The organism is Streptomyces sp. SN-593, assembly GCF_016756395.1.
GTDB classification, from domain to species: Bacteria; Actinomycetota; Actinomycetes; order Streptomycetales; family Streptomycetaceae; genus Actinacidiphila; species Actinacidiphila reveromycinica.
In genome coordinates this window covers 2,000,150-2,019,196 of record NZ_AP018365.1, presented here as the reverse complement: position 1 = coordinate 2,019,196, position 19,047 = coordinate 2,000,150, and the positions used below count along the sequence as shown (strand labels likewise).

The window sequence follows — 19,047 nt, the reverse complement described above, 5'->3', positions numbered from 1 at the left end:
CGCTCGGCCGGCGTCCGTTATCTGACGTGCGCCGCTGCCGGGTTGGCGGTCCGTGATCAGCTGGTCGGCGTGGAGCCAGGCCAGGGCGGCGGGGTGTCCGGTGACCGTGCCGTTGTCGTGTGCGGCAAGAATACGGGCCCCAGTAGGGGTGAGATGGTGCAGATGATGCCTCTCGTGCGCGGCGCAGGCCCGTCTGGCGGCGGTACGCGGTCAGCGGGTGGCGCGGACGGGTGTGGTGGTCGTGTGACGGCGCTTCAGCGTGTTCTGCGGATGGCGTCGGTGGCGGCCTTGGCGATGGCGGCGGGGGCGCTGGAGGGCTGGGGCAGGTGGAGCAGGGTGGTGCCCGGCAGGTGGAGGGATTATGCGGTGAGGGTGAGCTGAAGTACGGCGCAGCCGGCGGTGGTGAGGCGTTTGACGCGGGTGAGGGCCTGAGCGGTTTCGTCGCTGGTGTACTTGGCGTCGGTGACGATCACGAGGAGGCGGCCGGTGCCGGGGCGGCTGAGGTCGAGACCGCGGTCGAGTGCGTCGATGGCGTCGCCGAGGTTGTGTTTGCCGCCCTTGGCGTTGAACGTCGTCACGCGGTCTGGTGCCCGGTGGGTGGGTCGGGTCAGTGCGGTCAGATGCATGTCGTAGGCGATGGTGGCGGTGCGGGAGTCGGGGTCGGTCAGGGCCGCTGCGCGGGCCACGATCCAGGCGGCGGACGCGACGGGGCCGCAGGCGGCCGACATGGAGCCGGAGACATCGACGGCGATGCCCACGCGCAGCGGCGGGGTGGGGGAGTTGCGGCGGCGGGTGTGGGTGAACGGTTCCGCGGTGGGTATCGAGCCGGCGGCGCGCTGGGCGTCGCGGGCGAGGGCTTGGCGCATGTTGAGGCGGCCGGGCGGGGTCGGGCTGGTGGCCTGTTCCTCGGTCCGTTCTCGGTAGGCGGCTGCGCGAAGCGCGCGGCTCAGGCGCGCGGCGGCGCTCTGCTCGGCGGCGGTGGGTCGGCGGGTACCGGTGATCGGGTTGCTGGAGGGCCTCGGTGCGCCGTCGGGGCTGACGGTGGTGCCGCGCGGGTTGAAGACCGACTTGGCGGTGGCGGCGGCCTTGCGCCGTTGGCCGGCTTGTTGGGCGCGGTCCTGGGCCTTGTCCCGGGACTGCGCTGCCAGGGCGTTGTTCGAGGCAGCCTGTGCCGCGAGGTCGGCCGTGTCGTTGGCGGCCATGGTGTCCATGACGACGGCCACGGCGCCGGCCAGCAGATCGGTGAGGTCTTCCGGCGCGGCGGGCAGGGCGGGGCCGGCGGTGTCCAGGGCGTCGCACCAGTCCCGGGCGTGCGCGAGCATGGTGGTGGCGTCGTGGTCGGCGCACCGGTGGGCTTTGGTCCAGATGCCGGTGAGGGTGGCCAGCAGGTCGGCGCCCAGGACTTTTTCGCACAGATCGGCGACGGCTTTGGTCTCGCCGGCGTCCAGGATGCCGGCGTCCCGGCGGCCGAGTATCAGGGCCGCCACGCCGGCGGCGTGCTCGACGCCCTGGAGGGCGGGGTGGGCGATGTCGGGCATGACCAGGGTCCGGGCGCTGGTGCGCAGGTACGTGCGGTCGGTGGGCCGCCTGATCAGATGGGCGCCCTCGACGCGGCTCTCCTCCAGCAGGAGCGCGGCCTCGACGACGCGCGGGTCCGCGTCGGCTGGCTGCTCCCACACGGAGTGGGCGGCGTGGGCGGCTTCGTGGACGAGCACTCCCCAGGCGGCGGGATAGCGTTCCTCGTCGCCCACGATCCGCGGGCGGACCTCGTGGGGTTGCAGAGGTGCGAACAGGCGGGCGTCGAACTCGATCTCCGCCAGGCGGGGGAAGTAGGCGGCCGGTGCGCCGCTGCGGGTGCCGGGGCGGCAGGTGACAAGCAGGTCCTGGCGGCCGGACAGGGCGACCAGCCGGTCGCCGAGTTCGGCTCCCACACGCAGCCACGCGGCCGGGGAGGAACGGGGCCGTGCGGGCGGGGCGCCGTCGTCGTCCCAACGTGCGAGGTCGGCGTCGTCGTCGGGCGCGGTGGCGGAGGACTGGACGTGGTGATGGGCGCTCATCGCGAGCGGCCCCAGGGCGCAGGGCCGGTGCTGCCCGGGGGTTGCCGGGCGGCCGACGTGCTCGCAGCGGGGAGCTGTCGGCCCAGGGTGAGAGGCGCGACCTGCCTGACGCCGGCGATCTTGCCGGCGGCGGCGGCGACGGCGTCGCGGTCCTCCACAGGAGCGATTCCGATCAGGTTCGCGAGCGCGGCCCTGGTGCCGAGGACGGCCTCGGCCTTCTGGTAACTGAGCAGTTCCCGCAGCTGCGGGGCCCAGCCCAGCTCGCCGAGTTCGACTTGGGCGGCGAGGTGTCGGGCGATCCGGACGACCCGGGCATCGATCTTCAAAGCCAGGGCGAGGTCGTAGTCCGTGCCGACCTGGATCTGCACGCTGAACCGGCTCGCGAGCGCCTACGTGGTCGACGACCTCGTGCGCGGACAGCACGAGAGGCGGGAGGAGTTCTGCGACGGTTCGGTAGTCGTCCCGGTGGTAGGCGGCGGCGACGGTGCGGGCTGTCGCGGCGAGCTGGTCGACGTCGGGCTCGGTGTCGCCACTGGCAGGTGGTCGGAGACGTCCGGTCAGGGTGATCGGCGGCGTGATGGCTTGACGCAAGGCCATGAGCCCGATGTTGTCGCCGTCGTTGCGGCGCGACTCGTGCGGCCCGGGCGAGTCGAAGAGCGCGGAGGTGCGCACGTGGAGGGCTCGGGCGAGCGCGTGGTAAGTCTCCAGGCGGCCGATTCCGCCACGTTCCAGCTTCTTGATGACGCCCAGGCTCAGGCCGGCCCGTTCGGCGAGTGCTTCTTGGGTGAGACCGCGGCGGAGGCGGGCGGCTTTGAGTCGGTCGCCGGGGACGCCTCCCGCGGCGTCTGCGGGGTACGGCATGCTGGGCTCCGTTCTGACCTAGACATTCAGAACGGTACTCGCGGTCCTCGGCCGTCGCGCCGCGTGGAGGCAGTCCGACTCACCTCCTACGTCACAACGTCCCCACCAGGCGCGCACTGTGCGCCTTCCTGGGGCAAGGCGACTCCGCGCCGGGTGATCGTCTCTTCCAGATGCGGCTTTACGCGTCAGGTTTCGTAGTCGTCGCTCCTGGTTGCCCTTGCGGGCCAGTGACGGTCTTCCGGATGACTTCGTCGCTGATGCGTAGGGCCTTTGTGATCTGTGCAGTCCGAAGTTCGGGGAGGCTACCGCGCTGTAATGCGCATGCGTGGACGAGTTCGCGGATCGCTCGGTCCTGACCCAGTGTGAGGTGGGATGCGAAGCGGGGTGTGGCCAGGCACTCGCGGGCGGCGTAGCCGTCGGCCGTCGTGATGGTTCGCCGGTGCAGTTCCTCGGTCATCTGGTGAGCCGCTTCGTCCTGGCGCGGGTCGAGAAGGTCGAGGATCGTGAGGTCGAGCCGAGTGTCGAAGACGGTGGTGCCGGCACCGGGGTTGGGTTGCTGCTCGACGTAGTCGTCCACCAACGCGTCAAGGAGAGAGTTGACGGGCCGGTGCAGGGAACGGTCGCACATCACGTGGAGGCAACTGGTGACGGCGTTCTCCCAGGGGTCACCGGGCGTCGTCTCGGCGACGAGCGCGGCGGCGTCGGTGGGGTTTCGGCAGAGCGTGGCGAGGACGGCGACCTGGCGGCCGTCGAGCATACGCTGCCCGACTCCTCGGTGCTCCTCAATGTGCGCCAGAGCCTCTGCCCAGCGGCCGGCCGTGGTCAGGGTGCGGGTCCCGTCGGCCAGGATGACGCGCCACAGCCAAGACCTCACCTCGTGGCGGTCGGTGTGGTTGAAGGTGAGGCCGGCCGGCACGTGGACGCCCTCGACTTGAGCGCTGGCGCCGGTGGTGACCGCGTTGTAGAGGATGAGCAGGTGGTGTCGACCGTCGTCCTTGCTGCCTGCGCGGATCTGTAGTCGCGCGAGGTTCACGACGGGTTCGAGGGCGCGGATCGCAGTCATCCCCGGCAGGGGAACTACGTGGAGGTAGGCAGCGGCGTGTTGGCAGCACATCTCCCGGGCGAGGGCCGGCAGTCCGAGGTCGGAGGCAAGGAGCGCGGCCTGGTTGTAGACGGCGGATGCGAGGCCCTGGTCCACCCGGGCGGCTGCGGCGTCGGCGAGTTCGACCAGGCTGTGAACGCGCCGAGGGAGGGGCAGGCAGGCAGGCCGGAATCGGGAGATGAGCGGAAAGCGCTGGGCTATGGGTCCGTGCGGGTCCATGAGGTTCCCCGGGAGATGAGGAAGACGCGGAGCATACGGGGCCGCGTGGGGTGTTCGCCGACCGGCGAGCACCCCACGGCCGTGGCTACTGCCAGGTGACGAGGATGCGGTTCAAGGGGGTGTCGAGGACGAAGACACCAGGCCGCTGCTCGACCGCGGGGCCGTCGACCGGCAGGATCTCGAAGACGGCCTCGCGACTGCGGTAGTCGCGGTCCCAGGTGCGGATGGCGTCGGCGACCGTGACGGCCAGCTCGTCGCTGCCGGGACCGTGGCCGATGACGCCGAACTCCCAGAGCCGGTCGCCCTCGGGGGTCTTCTGCTCGGAGAGGCGGCGGGCGAGGTAGGTGACCGCTCCCTTCTCGACGGCGGCTGTGGCCGAGGGGTAGGGGTCGGCGGTGAGCACCGTGCCTTTGGCGGTCTGCGGGAAGAGCATCCGGATCAGGCCGCTGGGCATGGAGCAGGAGACGAACAGCTCCATCCACTCGGGGCTCTCCATGGCGCGGACCGTCATCCCGCTCCACTCCTCGACGCGCGGCTGGTCCAGGACACCGGCAAGGGCGTCGGCATCGATGGCCTGTCCGGCCGGTGCCTGGAGGCGTACGGTGCCGTCCGCGCTGAGGGGGACGACGCGGCGGTCGTCGTCGGCGATGCCCCGGCGCAGCGGCATGAACGTGTTCATCTCCGAGCCGAGCGAGAGCCAACGGCCCTCGCGCTTCTGGTAGACGATGGAGCGCGACACGCTGCCGGTGAGCCGCTGCGGGGTGACGAGGCGCCCGCCATCGGCGAGTTGGTCGAGCCAGGCGTGGGGGATGCCGTGCGCGCCGACGGTGGCGATGATCCGGTCGTACGGGCCGCCTTCGGCGTGGCCCAGGGCGCCGTCGCGGGTCAGCGCCTCGACGTTGGTGACGCCGGCGGCGGCGAGGTGGGCACGGGTGCCTTCGACCAGGTCGTCATCGACGTCGATGGTGGTGACGTGGCCGGTTGGCCCGACGAGGTGACCGAGCAGGGCGGCGTTGTAGCCGGTCCCGGCGCCGAGTTCGAGGATGCGCTCCCCGGACTGGGCTTCGAGTTGGTCAAGCATGAGCGCGACGACGAGGGGCTGGGAGGCGCAGGAGATCGACGTGCCGTTGGTGTCGTACTTGATGTTGACCGGCGCGTTGGCGTAGGCGTCGGCCAGCGAGGCGTTGGGGACGAACAGGTGCCGCGGGACGGCACGCAGGGCCGCTTCGACCGCAGGGACGCGGGCGCGGCCGTCGGTCCGAATCTGGTCCACCAGGGCGGTGCGGAGCTGTTCGGCGTCGGCCTCGGGATCGGTGAGTGTGTCGGTGTTCACAGCGCTGACGCTATCGGCCGCGGAGCCTGTTTCTGGTCCTGACGTGGGGGTGTCACTCGTTCCCATGACTGCCTTTCGTGCGATGTCGGACAGGGCGTGCTGGTCGTCGGACGGCAGACCGGCGCGGTTGAGGTGGAAAATCACGTGGTGCGCGATGACGGCGCGCAGCCCGCGGGTCAGGTCACCGTGGGCGGCCAGGTACGCGAGGGTGGTTCCGGCGCGCTCGAAGGCGGCGACCCATTCGGCGCGCCCGTCGAGCGGACCACCCGGGCGGCACAGGCTGTGGGCCTCGGTGGTCATCAGGGTGTGCATCGCCGGGACGAGCGCGGCGGAGCGCTCGGGCGCGAGGGTGCCGGGGCGCAGTTCGGCGACCTTCGCCCACACGTCGCCCTGCTCGAACCAGTCAAGGCTCGCGGCGCGCATCAGACTGCTCATCAGCAGTACGGCGGTCTCACTGCGTCCCAAGTGCCCTCGTTCATCCCGATAGTTGAGGAGGTGGTGGCTGTCCTCGTGGAAGAGGTTGTGTGCGGCCCTCATGGCTCCCGCGCCGCCGAACGCCTCGGTCTCCGGCTCGTAGATCCCGAGCGTGCAGGACCGCGCGGTGCCGTCGGCGACCAGGTCGTCCAGCAGGGCTCCCACGGTCGGCGAGGGGCGATCGGCGACGTACCGCAGGGGCCAGGGCTGCTTGTTCATGAACCACCAGCCGCTGAGCTGCCCGTCGTCTTCGGCAGCGATCAGTGCCGGGGCGAGGCGGTCGGTGATGGCGAGCCGCGCGGTATCCCGGTCGGGGAAGGTGATGTTGTGCTGTTGCCAGCCCATAGAGGTGTCCTTCGGTCGGCGGTTCAGGCGGTGAGCAGGCAGGCATCCCAGGCGGTGTGGGGTGGGGCCGAGCTGTCGATGGCGAGTAGTCCGAGCGCAGTTCCGGCGGCGCCGTCGAGCAGGCCGGCACCTGCCTCGTCCTCCAAGAGCCGGGTGGCCGCCTCGTCCGGAGCAGTTCCTAGAGGGAGCAGCACGGCGAGAAGGGCGGGGATGATGGCGCGGAACTGGTCGGCGGTGGCCGGGGCTGCATCGGCAGCGGTGCGGGCGGTGAGGTGGATCAGACCTGCGATGCCGTGGCACAGGCCGCTGTCCGTGGTGGCGCGAAGCTGCGCGGGGTCGGTGAGCGCGTTCAGCAAGGCGGCCTCCGCTTCCCTCTGGAGGTCGGTGTCGGCGAGGGCGAGCGCGGCGAGCTGCTGGGCGCGAGCCAGTCCCGCGGTGCCGTAGCACCAGCTTGGTCGCCGGGGCACGGACGCTGGGAGCTGGCCGGAGCGCAGTTCGTCGCGGGTGATCCAGTACGGCCAGGCTGTGCCGCGTCCGCTGGTCGTCTTCCACTTCTCCAGCCAGGCGAGGATGGCGCGCATCGCCGGGTGGTGGCCGGTGACGGTGGTGCCCCGGCGGGCGCTGAGCGCGAGCAGCGCGAGGACCGCGCCGACACCGTGCGCCATGCCGTGGTTGGCGTGCCCGCCGGGGAATTGGCCGTCCGGTCGGCCGGATGGCCCGGTCGGTGCCCACCAGCCCGGCAGGTGCTCAATGCCGCGGGTAATCGGCTCGGTCAGGCGCACGCAGTAGTCGAGGATGGCCCGCGTCACCGGGCCGGTTGGGTCTCGGCGCAGGAGGTAGGTGCCGTAGCCGGCAAGTCCCCGAAGGGCGTCGAACTCACGGAGGGCCGGGAGCTGCCCGGTGTCGATGCGGCGGTGCGCGGCGTCCAGCCGTCGCCGGGTGTCTGCGGTCATCTGCTGGTCCAGCAGGCTGAGGCTGCGCCGGTAGGAGCCGGGGAGGTGGTCGGCGGCGCAGGCCAGGGCGTGGGCGAGCGCCGGGGCTCCGTAGAAGGGGTGGCTGTCGGGTCCGCTGGTGAAGGGCTGTCGGGTCGCGGCGGCCAGCCAGTCGTGGGCGCGCTGCCACGGGCCGAGTCCAGCGGCGGCACGCTCGATGTGCAGCAGGGCGATGCCGGTCGGACCGAAGGCGAGATGCTGCCTGCTGGCGTTGGCGGTGGCCGCCGCCGGCGCCCGAGCTGGGTCGGCGAGGCGGTTGGCTACGGCGGTCGCCACGGCGTGCGCGGAGCGGTCGGTCACGGTCGTCTCCGGGCGCGGGCGGTGAAGGCCAGGGCAGCGGCACGGGCGAGGTACAGGCAGAGCTCTTCCTCGGGGAAGTTCACAGCGACGTGCCGCACGAAGTGCGTGTGGAGTAGGGAGGTCAGCACGTCGTCCACGTCGATGCCCTCGGTGTGCGGCCCCAGCAGGTGCGGCCGGTAGGCGGCAAGCGCGGCGGTGCGCTCGGCCCAGGCGTCCACGATCGTCGTTCCGCCCGGCGACGACCGCAGGGCCGCCCAGTCGCCGCTCGGATCCGCCAGCGTGACGCTCTCCTTGAACTGCGGACGGGGGACCTGTTCGGGCGCGGTGGCGGGGATGTGGTCGATCAGCCAGCGTGCCCCGGCGTTCGGGCTGCCGAGGAACGCGGAGGCGATGGCGAAGAAGTGCGCGGCCGCCAGCGAGCGCTGCCCCGGCCGGACGGGCTGCCCGAGCTGTGCCACCAGGGCTCGGGAGTCCGCGTTGAACACGGCCTCGGCCGCATTCCAGGCCGGGCCGGAGCCCCACCGGCCCATCTCACGGTAGGAGGTGGGGTACCGCAGGTCCGACAGCAGCCCGGCGGAGCGCAGCTCGTCCGCCCACGCGCTGACGGTGCGGGCGGTGTCGGCGAAGCCGTCCGGGTCGTGCAACGTGATGCGCAGGCGCAGGTGCTGGGCGGGGTCGCGGAAACGGATGAACCACCACTGCGGCGAGCCGAGACGCCGCATCAGGTCGGGCACGTGGCGGGAAAGGATCGAATCCTGGCGTCGCGGGTCGCCGTACAGGGCGGCGAGCAGCAACGGTGAGGTCGCCGGCGGCTGGAGCTGGGCCGGGGACAGCGTGCGGGCAGTGGTCGGTGTGGGCAGCGCTGGCCAGGCCGGAGGCTGGACCGCCTTGAGGGGCACCACGATCTCGTGCGCCCGGCCTCCGCTCCAGCCGTTCGCTTCGGGCGAGCCGGCTTCCGCTAGGACTGCCGTTCGGGTGCGGTCGAGGTGTTGGCGCAGCAGGCTGCGGTGGCCGGCCTGGTCGAGGTCGAGCGGCAGTCGCCGGTCGTCCTCGACCAGGTGTACGTGCTGTGGGAGCCGCCTGCGCTCCCACCAGCCGGTCAGTGCCGCGCTCCACTCCCCGCCGGGACGGCGGCGGTCGGGGAAATCGTCCGCTTCCAGCCGCCAGCGGGCCGGGGCCAGCACGATGCGGCCGTGCCGCAGGCGCGGTAGGAACGGCATCGCCGCGGCGGCGCCCCAGTCGAAAACCGTGACCTGGGCGCTCTGGGCCCGTGCCACCTCCGTGATAAGCCGAGCCAAGGGCGGGGTGTGCTCGGCGAGGTTCAGCGCGTGCATCCCGGTAGCCTCAATGCGTACCCCGAGGCCGGGAGCAGCCAGGTACATCCGGCGCCCGTCGCAGGCCACCGCCAGATCCGACGGCGTGAGCACCGCAGAGTCGGGGGCCCGGTGCTCTTGCAGGCTGACCACCAGCGGCAGCACGCGCGGAGTCCGGGTGACGTGGGCGGTGTCGGGCAGCAGCGGGGGGAAGGAAAGCTGTGCTGCTACGGTGCCCACGTCGGCGGTGGGAAGGTCAGCCAACTCGCCCTGTAACAGTTCGCGTTGGTCTGGCTCCAGGACGTTGAGGAAGCGGCCGGTGGACACTCCGGCCCCGCGGGAAACGCTCGTGACCTCCACGGTGAACTGCCCACGTCTGGCCTCCCCGAGGCTGGCCGCGTGCAGCCGTACGCCAACCTCCAGGTGGGCCGGCACCCGCGGCTCCTGCGGTCCCCTCTCCAGGGCGGCCAGGATCTCATCGGTCAGCACGACCTCGTCGCGGCCGTCGAGTGCCGCGGCTTGGGCGAGCCGGACCAGGACGTCGTCCCGGGGCGACAGGCGCCGGCGGCGCGCGCCCGCCGCGGCGCCCGGGTACCCGTCGGGGTAGCCGACGCCGCTGTCCGCGACGACCTCCAGCAGCGGCACCATCGTGCCGATACCGAACCGCTCGTAGAACCGCCTGTGGTACTCGGTCCACGCCTCCGTGCCGTACGGGCGGGCACAGACCCGGGTGAGGACGGCAGCGGCGCGCTCCACCTCGCGGGCAACCACGTCCGGAAGTACCACGTCGGCCTGCAGACGCAGGTCGAGGGCGAGCGGGTGACGGCGAAGCCCCGGCACCACTTCTCGCATCCGCGCCGCCACGTCGTCCCGCGTCTCCGCGGTGCCGCCCTGCTCCAGCCCGGCGTGGACAGCGCGAAGTTCCCGAACCGTGTCCGCGAGGAGGGGGATGGATCCGGCGCCGACCGCGTCGAGCTGCGCGATGAGGTGGCGGAGTGCGTCGGTCTCGGTAGCCGGCGCGTGGAGGTTGGTGATCAGAACACGCCGCCGAACCAGGCCCGCCAGCAGTCCATGGACGCGCTCGGGCGCCACGGCCGGGAACTCGGCCGCCAGCTTCTCGGCCAGTTGCCCGACCCGGACCGGCGCGCCGGCCGCGCGCAGAACACTCCGCACCGGCGGCGACAGGTCGACGGATGCCTCGACAACGCGGCGGCGACCGGCCGGGCCATCGTCCTGATAGGGAACAACGAGGCTCCCGTCACGCTCGAAGGCCGTGTTGTTGCTGACGACCGACAGGAGCGGCAGCAGTTCCCCGCTCCTCTCCAACTGCTCGATCAGCTTCGCCAGCCACTCCGCCCCGGCGCGGGCCACGACCGCGTGGTCCTCGCCCCAGCGGGCGCGCGGATCGGTGCCGAAAGCGGCTGAGGCCACCCCGGCGAACAGCCCGAACGGCGTGGGCCGCAGCGTGCGCAGCAGATAGCGCGCCACCGACAGCCCGACGCGGCGAACATCGCGCGGGGATGGGGCAGCGGCCCTGATCAGGGCCTCGGTTTCGTGGGCGAGGACCGGGCTGGCATGGCGCAGCGCCTGCACGATGTTCGGGCTGCGCCAGACGCTGCCGATCCAGGTGAGGCGCCCGGTGGTGACGTCCGTCAGTTCCTCGGCCTTGAAGGACCGGTCATCGAAGTCCGGCCAGGGAAGCTGAGCCACAGCCGGGCGGGCGACGGCACGCACCAGGGCGGTCACGCTGGCCTGGAACGACGGGCGTGTCACATGTACCTCCGGGCACCAGGGATGGGGAGGCGGTGTCGCCACGCCAGCCAGCGCGCCGACACCGCCGTTCAGAGCTGAGTCAGGCGACGTTGGTCGTGCAGGCGCCGCAGGTGCTGCCGCAGTTGTCGTCGGTCAGGCTGGTCAGGCTCGCGGCGTCGGAGACTTCCAGCAGCGAGACGTTCAAGTCGAACCCGTCCGACGGGGGCTGCTCCTCAGTCCGGGTGATGCTCGTGCTGACCTTTTGCGTCATGGCAACTCCAGTTGATGTGGTGGACAGGTGGTGCCTGCCGGAGCTGGCCGCCGGAACGCTGCTATGGCGCGCCTCGGGTCAACCCTGGCCATCCCAGGTCGGTGGACGAGCTGGGAAGATCTTGGAGGTGGAACGCGAGCTGGTCCGATGTCGTGCCAGGGTCAGCATGGGCGCCATCAACCTGGCTCCCTGATGACGTGTCCGACACGCATGCGCCGCGCGACGCTGATAACGCGGCGTGAGACAGTGCGCGCAGTTCGACAGGGAGCAGCCCAGTCAACTCGTCAGAGCGGTCGAAGGAAACGAGGATCATGCGTGCCTTCCTCGTGCCTCTACCGGACCGGCCGTAACGGTGTGATCGGCCAGTTCGCGGTCGATGTCGACGGTCGTGACATCGGTCAGGCGGCGCACGAGTTGGGAGGCGAGCAACCACGGAGTGACGTCGCGCCTGGTGTAGGGGACGGGGGCATCCTCACCGTTCGGACCGATCGGCGTCGGCAGCGGCGCCAGGGCGTGGTCGTCACGGATCCCGTACGTTGCTGCCAGCACGCCGTACAACCGCGGGACTCTCGACCGCAGGAGCACGTAGCCCTGCTCGGCGAGGAAGCTGCACCGCTCGATCGCCGCGACGGCGTGTGGCAGGCACACCGGGGGCTGGCCGGTCAGCATGCCTTCAACCTCGGTTCCGGGGGCGGGTTTCCTCGCCACGAAGAGGTAGCCGTGCTCGGTGCGCGACGCCGGAGCGTGGCACACCTGGCAGCGCAGCATCGACATCGTCTCCCGCTGCCGTGCAGGGTGCATCTTCGCGAAGTACGGCTTCCCCACGAGTCGGTTGTCGAGCGACCGGTTCTGTGACGTGCGCGCCCACAGCACGCCACGGTCGTCCCTGTCCCCGGTCATCTCGTCCCGGTAGCACAGCCCGACCGGCTTACCTCCGCGGCCGTACCGGATGCTGATCATCGTCTCCGGCACGGGCTCTTCACCATCACGCATCACGATGTACGGGACTGCCCACTCCGGCCCGCTCATGCCGAGATCGCCCGCGCGTGCGGTTCGATGACCTCGCTGGTCGGCAGCAGGGCACCGGTGTCCTCGAAGATCAGCACACCGTTGCACAACAGGCTCCAGCCCTGGACGAAGGCGCGCGCCGTGACCGCGGCGGCTTCACGGTCGGGAGCTTGCGCATCGGGGCAGGGCGGCTGGTGTCGGCACATGGGGCCTTGTCCTTTCGGAAAGAGACAGAGGATCAACGAGGTGACCGCTGGGGCACCGTGGAGGACGAACGCCGCGCGGCCAGCTCGGCGCGACGCTCGATGGCTGCCTCGCTGTATCCGTAGAACCGGCTTCGCGCCGCGTCGTCGTGGGGGCTGGACGGCGGCCGTGCGCCCCACTCGACCACTTGACCGCCCGACCGGTAGGGCGAGGGGAGGACGCGCAGGTCCGGAAAGCCCCGCAGGCCCAGCAGGAGATCGTGCACCTTTTCCGCGAGAACGATCAGGTCGATGGACATCGATCCACCCAGGCGCGTACCGCCGATGGGCACCGCCAGAAGCGGCGCCCGGTGGACGCGGACGCCAACGGCGCCACGGAGCAGCTCGGGATCGGCGAGCAGACGGGCGAAGTGCTCGAAGTCGTAGGCCAGGTAGGCGGGTACCAGACGCGGGAGGATGCCGGCCGCGGCGTTCACGACTCTCCCCGAGGGCTGAGGGAGCACCACGTGGTCCTACCGTCCGGACTGACACCCCACATGTCGGCAAGTGCCGCCACGATGAGGAGGCCGCGACCTGTCTCGCTGTCGGGGCCGACAAGGCTGAGTTTCGGAGGACGGGTGCAGCTGTCGGTTACCGCGATGACGACCTGTCCCTCGGCGAGCGTGAGGCGGAACTCGAACTCGCCGCCGCCGTATCGCATCGCGTTGGTGACCAGCTCGCTGACCACGAGGGCGGCGTCGTCGACCAGTGACGACAGTGCCCACTGGCGCGCCTTCGCAGCGGTGATGTGGCGCAGCAGGCCGACCCACCGACCGTGCGGAGCGTGGTCGGGCGTCGCTTCAGCAGGTCGGTCCGGTATCCGAAGGACCATCTCGTCGCGGACGTGCTCGGAGGCTGGGACAGTCGGCGCCGGGGATGCGTTCACCAGGGGCGAGTCGACCGTGCTTCGGTACGTCGTCATGCCCAGTCCTCCACAGCTTGGTGAACTTCTCGGTCTGCCGTACGTGTGGGTCATTGCCGCGGCTTGCCTGTCGAGTCTGACTTTCTGGACCTCGAATCTGCAAGCTTGGAACCCGAGTTGGCAGAAGTTGGCATATGCGGTCCGTCGACTTGTGCACCAGGGGGTGCCAAAATGCACCTGCACATGCCCCTAGCTCACCCTGAAGGGAGCGTCCGACACCCGATGCCGAACGTGAGAGCAGTTCCGACCCTCCGCCGCCGGCGCCTTGGAAATGCCCTGCGGGCCTACCGCTTGGCGGCGTCCCTCAGCGGGGAGGTGGCCGGCGCCGCGATGGGATGGGACGAGAGCAAGATCAGCCGGATCGAGAACGCGAGGGCGCGGATGCCACCGGGAGACGTCGCAGCGCTCCTCAAGGCGTACGGCGTTGAGGATGTCGATGCCGTCGCCGCGCTGGAGAGCCTTGCCCGGGACGCCGGCAAGCAGGGCTGGTGGCAGACGTACGGCGATGTCGTCCCGCTCAGCTACACGGACTACCTGACCCTGGAGTCCGATGCCGAGAGCGTGCACGTCTACACCCCGAGCCTCATCCCCGGCCTGCTGCAGACCGGTGCGTACGCGCGCGAGATCATCGCCGCCACCGCCATCACGCGGACGGCCGCCGAGGTCACCGCGCTGGCCGAGGTGCGCAAGACGCGCCAAGCTATCCTCACCACCAGGGCGGAAGGGCCGCTCAAGCTGTGGGCCGTTATCCACGAGGCGGCCCTCGGCCTACGGTCGGCGTCCCAACCGACGCTGATGAAGGACCAGTTGCGACACCTGCTGGACATGACCGAACTACCCAACGTCACGATTCAGGTGATGGACCTACACGCCACGGCGCACCCCGGGATGCTCGGCCTCTTCGAGGTCGTCCGCTTCCCGGCGCCGTGGCCGACGGTCGTCAACCTGGAGAACCTCCGCGGCGGATCCTTCGTCGAAGGCACCGACGACGTGAAGGCGTTCGAGAACGCCTTCGAGCGCGTGGTGGCTTCAGCGCTCTCCGTGGACGACTCGCGAGCGAAGATCAAGGACATCATGGAAGGAACCGGGGCGTGAATCCCAACCAGAAGATAGAGCTGTACGCGACGGACCTGCCCAACGCCAAGTGGCGGAAGTCGTCCTTCAGCAACGGTGGCGAGCAGTGCGTCGAGGTGGCGCAGACCCGCCGCGGCATCGCCATCCGTGACTCGAAGGATCCGAACGGACCGGCGCTGCTGTTCACCCCGGCAGCCTTCACCGAGTTCCTGGCGAAGGTGAACACGCGGCAGTTCGACAGCTAGAAGCGCCTGGGTGGCCCGCCTGAGATGATCCTAACGAGCTCGTGCATGGTTGGCGGTGGCGCGTCGCAGGCCGCAGAGGGGCCGTAGGGTTCACGTTCGCGTACGGCTCGCCGTCGTGGCAGCTTGTTGGTGGGAGAGCAGCCCGGCGACGGCTTGGATGATGTCGCTCATGTGCTCGCGGCGGCCGTGGTGTCGAGCGAGGGATCGCCAGTTCTTGAGGTGGCCGATCCCGTGTTCGACCCGGATGCGCCGTGAGGAGTGGGCCTTGCGCTGGCGTTCGTGCATCTCCTCGTACCACCCGGGCGGGTTCTTCTTGAACTTCCGGTGCGGGGGCGTCACCACACGACCGCCCGTCTGGGCGCCCCAGCCCCTGGTACCCGGCGTCGGCCAAGATCTCCACTGGAGGGCCGTCGGACAGGAGCTTGACCAGGCCCAACTTCCGGGCGTGTGTGATGTCTGCGCAGCTGGCCGGCTCGGCCGGGCTGCAGAACAGCAGCCGTCCCTCGGCGTCCGTGACGACCATGGACTTCACGGCGTTCTGCTTGGTCTTCCCGGAGATGAACTTCTCCCGGTCCTTGCGCCCGGCGGCCGGGCGGCGCACCCGGATCTCGGTGCCGTCGATGATCCCGGTGCGCCCTTCGGCGCCGAGGTAGTCGATGACGTCGGCGACGGTGCGCAGCCGCTGGCCGGTGGCGACGGTGCAGCCGCGTTCGGCCAGCAACGGGCGCACTTCACCGATCGCACGCGTAATGGTCGAGCGGTCAACGCCGAACCAGGAGGCCAGCACGTCGTGCGTGACGCCGTGCCGCAGGTGCACCAGCGTGGCCAGCAGCCGGTCCACGAAGACCAGTTTGTGCTTGGCCCCGGCGCCCACGGCCCTGCGCCGAGGACGCGCAGCGAGTACCGTCCGGTGGCGCTCGTGCCACAACGGACCAATCTTCGCGACGAGTTCGGTAATCACAGCCGGCGTCAGCCCTGTGATCCGCTGGCTACGGATGATCGCTGCACGAGCCCGGTTCCCCACCACCAGAACATGATCAACGATCAAGGTCTCGACGCGCCACCGCCAACCATGCACGAGCTCGTTAGGGAGACGAAGGTGGTCGGCTCCATACATGGTCCACCTTCTGTCGTGGAGTTCTTGGCTGCCGTCGGTATCCGCCTGGCTGCAGATTCCAGGCGCGTTCGAAGCTCATGTCGCGTAGTTCGGCGCTCCGCTCCGGACTCCATACCGCCTGCCGGGTGTGAACGCGACTGGCCAGCCGCCGCCTGCCGGCCCTGAGTACCTGGGCACGAATGCCGGAACCCTCAGGCCCAGCATTCGTGCCGATAACGGATGGAGCTAGGACGAGCATGCCGTGCAGCCGGTTCGCGACCTAGGGCCTGTCTCCTCGATCACTGTCACGCGGCCATAGCGGTTCGAGTTGCCGCTGGCTGCGTTACGAGTTACTTTCGATACGCAACCGTAGCGTAGCGAAAGTGGTAACTGGAGTGGGAAGCGAACCAGGTGGCCCGCAGGTCCGAGGCGCCGACGCCCGGTCGGCGATGGGGAGGCCGCGCGACACCGGCCGCGGCCTGGCCATCTTGGAGGCGACACTGTCGCTGCTGTCCGAGGTGGGCTACGAGCAGCTGTCGATGGAGGCGGTCGCGAGCCGGTCCGGATCAGCGAAGACCACGATCTACCGCCGGTACCGCGATAAGGCCGCGCTCGTGGCCGCAGCCGTCGAGCACCGCGCCCAAGCCACGCCTCCCGAGCCCGTCTCGGACGATCTCCGGGAGAACCTGCTCAGCCTGGTCTCCTGGTTGGCCCGGCAGATCGCCGAGCAGGAGATCGGCCTGCTCGGGGCGCTGTTCGCCGGCATGCGCAGTGATGTACGGCTCGCGGAGGAGATGCGGCGCATCCTGCGCCGTGACGAGGCCGCGATGACCGACGAGCCGCTGCGCAAGGCGATCCGGCACGGGGAACATCTGGCCCCCGGAGCCCCGGCGCTGTTCGCCGAGATCGCCCCGGCCGTCATCGTGCACCGCATCATGATCGCGGGCGAGCCGTGCGACGGGCCGTTCGTCGCGCACCTGGTCGACGACATCCTGCTGCCGCTCCTGCGCAGCCGCTGACCCAAGCCCGCACCGCGTGCGTTGAGCACGCGGGCGGCAATGAAAGGAATCCCATGATCGTCATCACCGGTGCGACCGGCGCGCTCAACGGCGCCACCGTCGAGCACCTCCTCAAGCGCATGCCCGCCGAGCAGATCGGGGTCAGCGTCCGCAACACCGCCAAGGCGCGGCACTTCGCCGACCGCGGGGTGCGGGTGCGCAAGGGCTCCTACGAGGACCCGGCCGCACTGCGGCACTCCTTCGAGGGCGCCGAGCAGGTCCTGCTCGTGTCCTCCAACGACCCGCACGCCGACGCTGTCGCCCTGCACCGCGTCGGCATCGACGCCGCCGTCGCCGCAGGCGCCCGGCGCATCCTCTACACCAGCCACCAGGGCGCTGGAGTGGACAGCCCCTTCCACCCCGCCCGCGACCACGCCGCCACCGAACAGTGCCTCGCCAACTCCGGCGTCGCCTGGACCGCGCTGCGCAACGGCTTCTACGCCCACAGCCTGGGCTGGCTGCTGGGCGACTGGCAGCAGAGCGGCACCATCACCGCCCCGGCCGACGGCCCCGTCTCCTGGACCGACCGCTCGGATGCCGCCGAAGCCGCGGCGGCCATCCTCACCGGTGGCCGGGCCTTCGGCGGCCCGGTCACCCTCACTGCCCGCCAGGCCGTCACCTTCGACGATGTCGCCGCCCTGGCCTCGAAGACCACCGGCCGTGAGGTCGAGCGCATCGTGCTGGACGACGAGGCGTGGATTGCAGCCAAGGTGGCCGCCGGTACTCCCGAAGCCATGGCCCGGATGACGCTCACCACCTTCCAGGCCGCCCGCGAGGGCCGCTTCGCCGGAGTCGGCCCCCTGCTCGGCGAACTCCTCGGCCGCGAACCGCGGACCGTGGCCGACCAGCTCGCAGCAGACATCGACGCTGCCTGAACAGAGGAGCTGACGGCGTTCTCAGCAGGGGGGATCTCACCGATGACGAATGGAGCGTGCTGGAGCCACTGCTCCCCACGAGTACCGGCTGCTGCGGCCGGTGGAGAGATCACCGCCAAGTGATCAACGGGATCATCCACCGGCTTGGCACTGGTTGCCAATGGCGTCAGCTGCCCGCCCGCTACGGCCCGTGGCAGACCATCCACAAGCGCCACATGCTGTGGTCCGCCGACGGCACCTGGGAACGACTGCTCCAGCACGTGCAGGCCGTCGCCGACGCCGGAGGCGGTATCGACTGGGACATCAACATCGACCCCACCTCCATCCGCGCCCACCAGCACGCTGCCGGAGCCCCGGCCATGCCGGTCTGTGCAAGCAGCGAAAAGGGGCACCCGCAGACCGGCATGCTGCACGAAGCACTCGGGCGTTCGCGCGGCGGGTTCACTACCAAGATCCATCTGAGCGCAGACGGCAAGTGCCGGCCGCTCTCACTGATCATCACGTCCGGACAGCGGGCGGACTGCACTCAATTCGAGGCCGTCATGGACAAGATCCGTGTCCCTCGCCTCGACCTAGATGAGTTGTTCCGATGTGGGTTGTTCAGTGGTCGTAGGCGATCAGTGAGTGGGTGATGGGTTGGCCGGTGGTGCGGTTGTGCCAGATTGCGCAGGTCATTGCGAGGATCCGCTGGCTGACCCGGGTAGCGGCGCCCTCGATGGTGCGGCCGCCGTGCTGTTCGAGGCCGAGTTGGCCCTTGAGGGTGTCGTTGACCGATTCGATCAGTTGCCGGATCGGTTTGAGGAGGGTTTGTCCGGGTCGGGGCTGGTGGTTGCGGTAGGAGGGCCGCAGGAGGGTGATGCCGTACTGGTCCAGGAAGCGGTCCAGTTCGGCGGAGACGTAGCCCTTGTCGGCGAGGATCAGCAGGCCGGGCCGGTCGTGGGCCAGGTCGGGTTCGGTCTCGATCAGTGCGGCCAGGACCTCTCGCTCGTCGACTTTCGGGGTGGCCAGGGCCCAGGTGATGGGCAGTCCGGCGGGTGTGCAGACCAGGTGCAGGCGCAGTCCCCAAAACCAGCGGGAGTGGGAGGCGCAGTAGCCGTAGCCGGCCCATCCGGCCAGGGCGGAGCGGCGGGCGGTGTCGCGGGAGCGGCCGCACTCCACGGGGGTGGAGTCGGTGATCCATACCGGGTCGGGCCACAGGTCGCTGTGCTGGGCCAGGGTGCGGATTGCCTGCTGTATGTGTGGTCGGGCTGCGCGGAGGCGTTTGTTGTAGGCCGGGCGTTGGGGCAGGCCGGGGAACATCGGCCGCAGGTGGGCGTGGGCGAAGCGGATCCAGCGGGCCTCGGAGTGGAAGCCGAGCAGTACCTGGGCAACGGCCAGGCACACGAGTTCCGCGTCGGACAGGCGTGGAGGACGGCCCAGCCGCCGAGTTTTCGGCAGATGATCATCGACCAGCACGTACAGTGCCGTCAGAAGGGTGTTCAGTTTTTCGGTCGTCACAACCCGATGCT

General features: G+C 70.4%; 16 protein-coding genes and 4 pseudogenes. 5 read left to right on the top strand and 15 right to left on the bottom strand.

The genetic code is table 11. The features are described 5' to 3' along the window. Positions 1 to 254: 254 nt before the first annotated feature. The 12 genes and pseudogenes from RVR_RS08475 to RVR_RS08420 form a co-directional block, all read right to left on the bottom strand. Positions 255 to 2,057: pseudogene (locus RVR_RS08475) on the bottom strand (vWA domain-containing protein). After that, a pseudogene (locus RVR_RS08470) lies at positions 2,054 to 2,446 on the bottom strand (AAA family ATPase); the annotation flags it as partial. The pseudogenes RVR_RS08470 and RVR_RS08475, both read right to left, overlap by 4 nt. Before the next feature lie 286 nt (positions 2,447 to 2,732). After that, positions 2,733 to 2,918, bottom strand: a pseudogene (locus RVR_RS39080) (helix-turn-helix domain-containing protein); the annotation flags it as partial. Between the two features lie 178 nt (positions 2,919 to 3,096). Beyond that, on the bottom strand, positions 3,097 to 4,239 hold the full coding sequence (locus tag RVR_RS08460) for a hypothetical protein (protein ID WP_202233261.1): 1,143 nt from the start codon (positions 4,237 to 4,239) through the stop codon (positions 3,097 to 3,099). Between the two features lie 85 nt (positions 4,240 to 4,324). Then, positions 4,325 to 6,391 (bottom strand): methyltransferase, FxLD system, encoded by a 2,067-nt coding sequence (fxlM, locus tag RVR_RS08455; protein WP_202233260.1) that lies wholly within the window; start codon positions 6,389 to 6,391, stop codon positions 4,325 to 4,327. A gap of 23 nt (positions 6,392 to 6,414) precedes the next feature. Then, on the bottom strand, positions 6,415 to 7,683 hold the full coding sequence (locus RVR_RS08450; protein ID WP_202233259.1) for a lanthionine synthetase C family protein: 1,269 nt from the start codon (positions 7,681 to 7,683) through the stop codon (positions 6,415 to 6,417). Next, the gene (locus RVR_RS08445) at positions 7,680 to 10,769 is read right to left on the bottom strand and encodes a lantibiotic dehydratase (protein ID WP_237404639.1); all 3,090 of its coding nucleotides are present in this window, start codon (positions 10,767 to 10,769) and stop codon (positions 7,680 to 7,682) included. Before RVR_RS08445 ends, RVR_RS08450 begins: the two co-directional genes overlap by 4 nt. A 79-nt stretch (positions 10,770 to 10,848) precedes the next feature. Then, positions 10,849 to 11,019 carry an FxLD family lanthipeptide gene (locus RVR_RS08440; RefSeq protein ID WP_202233258.1) on the bottom strand — a complete coding sequence of 57 codons (171 nt, stop codon included), beginning with the start codon at positions 11,017 to 11,019 and terminating at the stop codon, positions 10,849 to 10,851. Positions 11,020 to 11,328: 309 nt separating this feature from the next. After that, positions 11,329 to 12,048 carry a hypothetical protein gene (locus RVR_RS08435; RefSeq protein ID WP_202233257.1) on the bottom strand — a complete coding sequence of 240 codons (720 nt, stop codon included), beginning with the start codon at positions 12,046 to 12,048 and terminating at the stop codon, positions 11,329 to 11,331. Beyond that, on the bottom strand, positions 12,045 to 12,233 hold the full coding sequence (locus RVR_RS08430) for a DUF5999 family protein (protein ID WP_202233256.1): 189 nt from the start codon (positions 12,231 to 12,233) through the stop codon (positions 12,045 to 12,047). The genes RVR_RS08435 and RVR_RS08430 overlap by 4 nt, the downstream gene beginning before the upstream one ends. Positions 12,234 to 12,265: 32 nt before the next feature. Then, the gene (locus RVR_RS08425) at positions 12,266 to 12,706 is read right to left on the bottom strand and encodes a DUF6302 family protein (protein WP_202233255.1); all 441 of its coding nucleotides are present in this window, start codon (positions 12,704 to 12,706) and stop codon (positions 12,266 to 12,268) included. After that, positions 12,703 to 13,191, bottom strand: a complete 489-nt coding sequence (locus RVR_RS08420; RefSeq protein ID WP_237404638.1) for an ATP-binding protein — start codon at positions 13,189 to 13,191, stop codon at positions 12,703 to 12,705. Before RVR_RS08420 ends, RVR_RS08425 begins: the two co-directional genes overlap by 4 nt. 222 nt (positions 13,192 to 13,413) lie before the next feature. On the opposite strand from RVR_RS08420, the gene RVR_RS08415 reads away from it, so the two are divergent. Further along, the gene (locus RVR_RS08415; protein WP_202233254.1) at positions 13,414 to 14,286 is read left to right on the top strand and encodes a helix-turn-helix domain-containing protein; all 873 of its coding nucleotides are present in this window, start codon (positions 13,414 to 13,416) and stop codon (positions 14,284 to 14,286) included. After that, positions 14,283 to 14,510: a DUF397 domain-containing protein gene (locus RVR_RS08410; protein ID WP_202233253.1), complete on the top strand. Its 228-nt coding sequence runs from the start codon at positions 14,283 to 14,285 to the stop codon at positions 14,508 to 14,510. The genes RVR_RS08415 and RVR_RS08410 overlap by 4 nt, the downstream gene beginning before the upstream one ends. Before the next feature lie 90 nt (positions 14,511 to 14,600). On the opposite strand, the gene RVR_RS37420 is transcribed toward RVR_RS08410, so the two are convergent. Beyond that, a complete protein-coding gene (locus tag RVR_RS37420) occupies positions 14,601 to 14,849 on the bottom strand; it encodes a transposase family protein (RefSeq protein ID WP_237405483.1) in 249 nt (82 codons plus the stop codon). An 82-nt stretch (positions 14,850 to 14,931) separates the two neighbouring features. Further along, positions 14,932 to 15,627: pseudogene (locus RVR_RS37415) on the bottom strand (transposase); the annotation flags it as partial. A gap of 374 nt (positions 15,628 to 16,001) precedes the next feature. Here RVR_RS37415 and RVR_RS08400 point away from each other — a divergent pair. The 3 genes from RVR_RS08400 to RVR_RS08390 are packed head-to-tail and all read left to right on the top strand — an operon-like array spanning position 16,002 to position 18,171. Then, positions 16,002 to 16,625, top strand: a complete 624-nt coding sequence (locus RVR_RS08400) for a TetR/AcrR family transcriptional regulator (RefSeq protein WP_237404637.1) — start codon at positions 16,002 to 16,004, stop codon at positions 16,623 to 16,625. A gap of 53 nt (positions 16,626 to 16,678) precedes the next feature. Next, complete coding sequence (locus tag RVR_RS08395; RefSeq protein WP_202233252.1) at positions 16,679 to 17,539, top strand: NmrA family NAD(P)-binding protein; 861 nt, start codon at positions 16,679 to 16,681, stop codon at positions 17,537 to 17,539. Continuing rightward, positions 17,536 to 18,171 (top strand): IS5 family transposase, encoded by a 636-nt coding sequence (locus RVR_RS08390; protein ID WP_272933138.1) that lies wholly within the window; start codon positions 17,536 to 17,538, stop codon positions 18,169 to 18,171. The genes RVR_RS08395 and RVR_RS08390 overlap by 4 nt, the downstream gene beginning before the upstream one ends. Here RVR_RS08390 and RVR_RS08385 read toward each other — a convergent pair. Next, positions 18,140 to 19,036 (bottom strand): IS982 family transposase, encoded by an 897-nt coding sequence (locus RVR_RS08385; protein ID WP_202233250.1) that lies wholly within the window; start codon positions 19,034 to 19,036, stop codon positions 18,140 to 18,142. The genes RVR_RS08390 and RVR_RS08385 overlap by 32 nt on opposite strands. Between the last annotated feature and the right edge of the window lie 11 nt (positions 19,037 to 19,047).